This window comes from Bartonella sp. AP150HLJHH, from assembly GCF_042196385.1.
In the GTDB taxonomy this organism is placed as follows: domain Bacteria; phylum Pseudomonadota; class Alphaproteobacteria; order Rhizobiales; family Rhizobiaceae; genus Bartonella.
The window spans coordinates 1-5,047 of record NZ_JBHIQC010000055.1 but is presented as its reverse complement, the minus strand read 5'-3'; the positions used below and the strand labels follow the sequence as shown (position 1 = coordinate 5,047).

Sequence of the window (5,047 nt, the reverse complement as noted above, 5' to 3'; positions counted from 1 at the left end):
ATAATGATCTTGATTATTACAGTGATGAAGGGAGCATTGATGTTGAAAACGGTCGTCGGATGGTCACGCTTGTTGAATGCCGTTGGTTTGAAAGCGAGCGATATTACAAAGCGCCCGATTTAAGCACTGGAGAACTTCGTGATTATAGCGAAGAAGAATTTAAGCAGCTCCAGTGCATGATGCCCGATATCCAAGGGGCAGCTTTCAATAAAAAGGTTGTAAGACGTGCTTTTTTAGGGAGAAAGTTGCTTGAATCCCCCGATCAACCTTTAGTTCCAGCTGGTCAATTGGGTTGGGAGTGTATAACGGGGTATTTTGACAAGATAGAACGGCAATTTTATGGGGTTGTGCGCCCGACAAAAGATCCACAACGGTGGGCGAATAAATATTTTAGTCAAGTGATGTATATCCTTAATAGCCAATCCAAAGGGGGGCTTATTGTCGAGGAAGGGGCGTTTAAGGACATCAGGCAGGCTATGCAAGATTGGGCGCGGGCTGATGCGTTGCTAGTTGCTGAAGATGGCGCTCTTGCAGAAGGCAAGATACAACCAAAGCCTGTAGCACAGTTTCCAGAGGGCTTTTTCCAGCTGTTTAATGAAGCTAAGGAAGCAATTAATCAGGTGACGGGTTTATCGCCCGAATTCATTGGCACAAGAGAAGTGACACAAGCGGGTATTTTGGAGGCACAACGACGCCAATCCAGTTTAAATCTGCTTGCTTGTCTGTTTGATGGCTTACGTTTGTATCGCAAGCGGCAAGGTAAGATTATTTTGCATCTGATACAGAATTACTTGTCCGATGGTCGTTTGGTACGGATATCTGGTGAGGAGAATGCGCAATATATTCCATTGACGCGTGAAGAAGTAACGAGTGTCGAGTATGACATTGTTGTCGATGATGCTCCAACCAGCCCGAATGAGAAAGAGCGTACCTTTGGCATTATCACGCAATTATTACCGTTGCTTCAAAATGCCGTAACACCGGATATCATGCTTGATTTGCTTCGTTATTCACCATTGCCTGCGTCATTACTCAATCGTGTAAGTGAGAAGATGCAACAGCAGCAAATGGCACAACAAGCCCAACAACAGCAAATGAATCCGGAACAAGAAATGAAGTTGCAGGAAAAGCAGCAAGATATTGCGGCTAAAAGTCAGATGCAACAGATGGATTTACAAGGCAAGCAGATTGAATTGGTCATGCGTCAAAAGAGAGCAGAATTGGAAGCTGAATTGATGCAACAGAAGCATGAGCTTGAACGGGAGCGTATTCTTAATGAACGAGCGCAAAATCAAATCATGCGTGAAAGAGCGGCAACATACAGAGGAAGAAGCATTTGAGAGAGGTTAGAGAATGAATGCAGAAATGAACGAAGCGATGAATGAAGCTATGAATGAAGATTACAGAGTTGGAGCACCGGTCTTTGATGATGAGAGCTCTTTTGATGCTGGCACTTATGATGGTGAAACGATTGATAATGATGATGTCACCTCTCCAGAGCCGGTTGCACAGCCCGTTGAAAAACCTTCAGAGATTGTTCCTAGTATAGAACAGCAGCGTGTGGAGCAACAAGCCAAACAAGCTCGTGAAGCGCTTGTCAAGCTTTATGAACCCCAATCCCAGACACCAATGGTTGAAGGTGAAAATGCACCCCCAGACCTACGTGAGGACCCTGTTCGTTTAGTGGCGTGGATGTTAGATAAGATTCAAAAGCAAGATGCGTATATTAGGGAACAGAAAGAAGCGCTAAGACAAGCTGAGGAACAGCAGCAGCACGATATGCGTCTTGGTGAATTTTTTAATAATTCTGTTAAGTCGTTTCAAAATAAATCCAGTGATTTTGACGCCGCGGCAAATTTTCTTTATGAGGCACGCGCAAAGGAATTGAGTTCTTGGTCATCACTTTATCCTGAGTATGGACAACAAAACACAATAGATGCGATTATAAGAGATCAATTGCATGCTCTTGTAGCGACTTGTGCACAAAGAGATCTCAATCCGGCAGAAGAGATTTATAGAATAGCGCAAAATCTTGGCTATAAGAACCAAGCAGTACAAGCGAATAATCAAGTTGCAGAACTTCAAAGCCGGCAGAATTCTGCGAGAACCTTAACGGCATCTGGAGGAGGGGGCGTGACGGGTCCTATGACTTTAGAATCTATTGGAAATATGTCTGATAAAGAATTTGGAGAATGGTATAGCAATCCTAAGAATCAAATCATTTTTGATAAGTTAATGGGGCGCGATGGCTGATTATAGTCTAGGTGCATAACGTAATCCGCTTTTAATGCGGGTTTTTGCCGGCTTTAAGCCGGTTTTTTTATAGCAAAGAAAGGTAAAATCAATGGCAATAACACGTATACCTATTAATGATGCTCAAGCGGTGAAAGCTTGGTCAAAGAGATTAAATTATGAAGCGTCTAAAGCGCTTGATATTGAACCATTAATGGGAGAAGGCTCCAATAGTATCATTCAAGTCAAAAATGAACTTAGGAAAGAAGGTGGCGATTGTGTTACATTTAGCTTACGTGCACAGATTATGGGGCGTGGTGTAAGCGAAGGTGAAACGCTTAAAGGTAATGAAGAAGCTCTTCAGTTTCTTCATGACAAATTATATATCAATGAACTTAATCATGCAGTTTCGACGAAGAACAAAGGTACAATTGATCAACAACGTATTTTGTTTAGTTTACGCGACGAAGCACACAAGTCATTGGTTGATTGGTATGCGGACCGTTTAAGTTTGATGTTTTTCACGCAAGTGTGTGGGTACACAGCACCTACAATGAAATTTGAAGGGCGTGAGATTGAACTTGATGAATTGTATTATGGTTTTAATGCACCATTGGCACCAAGTAGTAAGCGCATTGTACGACCAGAAGCCAAAACGAAAGATGAAGACGTAAAAGAGCTGGCAAAACACGGTTTTAGCCTTAAGCTGATTGATGAAGCTGTTAAAGTTGCAAAGTTGGCTAACCCCAAAATCAGACCAGTACGTGTTGGTGGTTCCAATGTTTACGTCATGTATCTTCATCCCATACAAGTTATGCAATTGCGTACCAATACAGAGACTGGTCAGTGGCTTGATATTCAGAAAGCTGCTTACACAGGCTCTCGTGCGCAAAACCCAATCTTTGATGGTTCACTAGGCATGTATAACGGTGTGATTTTACGTGAATCGGAACATGTGACGCATGGTGTAAAATCCGATGGTAGTGTTGAAGAAAATGTCCGACGTGCTGTATTACTGGGTGCACAAAGTGTGATGCTTGCCTTTGGAGCAGAAAATCAAGATACGCGCTATAAATTGGTTGAAGAGCTTGATGATTATCAACGGGTATATGGGGTTGCAGTGAAAACAATCCTAGGGATGAAGAAAACGCGTTTCCAAATGCCGGGAAGAGGACAACATGCGCAAGATTTTGGAACAGTTGTTGTTTCAACTTGTACAGGTGAAAAGCCTTCTTAAATTCATGGAAAGGAAATAAAACATGGCAGAAGGATTACCACAGCCCCTACAAGGGAGAAACTTGGTTACGCAACAAGTGAGTTTTTTTCGCTTGAACATATCGCATAAAGAGAAGCGTCTTACAACGAAAATAGGGATATTACCACGTGGTGCTTTGATCACTTCAATTAAAGCGTTCGTTAAGACGGCATTTTCAGAAGCGAAGTTGAAGATTGGCAGTACCTATGGGGGTAATGAGTTTGGAGAAAAAGACATCAAAGCCCAAGGCACGCAAGATTTTACGCCAACAGATCAAAAGTCTTTTGTTGCAGATGATAAGGAGATGACCCTTTATGCAACACGAGACAAAACCACTGATGCTGGTGAATGTATTGTGGTTGTGCAATTCGTAACAAATCATTGAGGGGATAAGACATGGCAGATTATTTACCACAGCCCTTGCAAGGGAGAAATCTTCATACCCAGCAGGTAAGCTTTTTGCGGCTTAATTTTAGCTATGAAGATAAAGAAAACGCTATGAGAATAGGTACGCTACCTCGTGGTGCTTTGATTACTTCAATTAAAGTGTTTGTTAAGACAGCATTTTCGGACACAAAGGTCAAAATAGGCAGCACTGCTGGAGGGACTGAGTTTGGTGAAGCGGAAATCAAACAACAGGCAGTAAAAGAGGTTAAGCCCACCAATCAGAAGGAATTTGTCCCTTATGATGAAGAGGTCACTCTCTATGCTAAAGCGGACAAAACAGTACAAGCTGGTCAAGCAAGTATAGTCGTTGAATTTGTGACTAATCACTGAGAGGTATTTTGATGACACGTCATTATATTCGGGTTAAAACCGGAGGACCGATACCAGTAAAGCGAGATGTTTATCGTCATAAGAGAACACTTTCGCACTTAGTGTCGGTCATTCAAGATGAGATTGATGACATAGCCGATGAGTATGTTCAACAAATCCAAGAAAGCATTTTTGCAGCCATTCGTTTTTGTGAACGGGAGACCTTTTACTTTAACGAAAGCCGTGATGTGGTGTTTGAGACACGGGCGGGACAAGGTGTTTATGATGCAAGCACTACCAGCCATATCGAAAGTGCTGTTAAAATCAAAAACGTTTATCTGAGTTCTGATCAACATCATAAGTTTGCCTTGGAATGTAAGGACCATGTTTCTTTAGAGCCTTTGTTATCATCAGAGCAGCAAGGAACGCCGGTTTGTTACAGTTATTTTGATAGGAAATTACATCTTTATCCCACACCGGATAAAGCCTATCAGATTCAACTCATTCTCTCTCCATTGCGTTTATCAGAGATAGTACTCAGTATAATATCAAAAAACACAATAAAGTCAATAGGTTGTGTGAAGTTATTTTATATGAATCCACTTAAGAATCCACATTTTTATACGTGATTCATTTGACCATTTTTTATATAAGATTGGCATGTATGAATAGACCATAAAAAGCAAATCATGATGTAAATATTATAACGCATGTGTGTATTCAAATAAAATGAAAAGCCGATATCATTCATAACAGTTCATAAATTTTATGATACGTTTTTATCACAGCACAAATCACATTGTT

6 protein-coding genes are annotated in these 5,047 nt (G+C 41.3%); all 6 read left to right on the top strand.

What is annotated here, in order from left to right; all coding sequences use genetic code 11:
• Positions 1 to 1,340, top strand: a 1,340-nt coding sequence (locus ACFING_RS09235; RefSeq protein WP_375630624.1) for a phage portal protein, incomplete at its 5' end; no start/stop codon positions are given.
• Between the two features lie 13 nt (positions 1,341 to 1,353).
• Positions 1,354 to 2,253 (top strand): hypothetical protein, encoded by a 900-nt coding sequence (locus tag ACFING_RS09230; protein WP_375630623.1) that lies wholly within the window; start codon positions 1,354 to 1,356, stop codon positions 2,251 to 2,253.
• A gap of 91 nt (positions 2,254 to 2,344) precedes the next feature.
• Positions 2,345 to 3,469: a N4-gp56 family major capsid protein gene (locus ACFING_RS09225; protein ID WP_375630621.1), complete on the top strand. Its 1,125-nt coding sequence runs from the start codon at positions 2,345 to 2,347 to the stop codon at positions 3,467 to 3,469.
• Between the two features lie 22 nt (positions 3,470 to 3,491).
• Positions 3,492 to 3,872, top strand: a complete 381-nt coding sequence (locus ACFING_RS09220) for a hypothetical protein (RefSeq protein ID WP_375630619.1) — start codon at positions 3,492 to 3,494, stop codon at positions 3,870 to 3,872.
• 11 nt (positions 3,873 to 3,883) lie between these two features.
• Positions 3,884 to 4,264 carry a hypothetical protein gene (locus ACFING_RS09215; protein ID WP_375611028.1) on the top strand — a complete coding sequence of 127 codons (381 nt, stop codon included), beginning with the start codon at positions 3,884 to 3,886 and terminating at the stop codon, positions 4,262 to 4,264.
• An 11-nt stretch (positions 4,265 to 4,275) separates the two neighbouring features.
• Complete coding sequence (locus tag ACFING_RS09210; protein WP_375630617.1) at positions 4,276 to 4,872, top strand: hypothetical protein; 597 nt, start codon at positions 4,276 to 4,278, stop codon at positions 4,870 to 4,872.
• Positions 4,873 to 5,047: the final 175 nt, after the last annotated feature.

Excerpts from the sequence above, each read along its gene's own strand:
- ACFING_RS09220 (WP_375630619.1), top strand. The coding sequence starts at position 3,492 with ATGGCAGAAGGATTACCACAGCCCCTACAAGGGAGAAACTTGGTTACG.
- ACFING_RS09210 (WP_375630617.1), top strand. The coding sequence starts at position 4,276 with ATGACACGTCATTATATTCGGGTTAAAACCGGAGGACCGATACCAGTA.
- ACFING_RS09230 (WP_375630623.1), top strand. The coding sequence starts at position 1,354 with ATGAATGCAGAAATGAACGAAGCGATGAATGAAGCTATGAATGAAGAT.
- ACFING_RS09215 (WP_375611028.1), top strand. The coding sequence starts at position 3,884 with ATGGCAGATTATTTACCACAGCCCTTGCAAGGGAGAAATCTTCATACC.
- ACFING_RS09225 (WP_375630621.1), top strand. The coding sequence starts at position 2,345 with ATGGCAATAACACGTATACCTATTAATGATGCTCAAGCGGTGAAAGCT.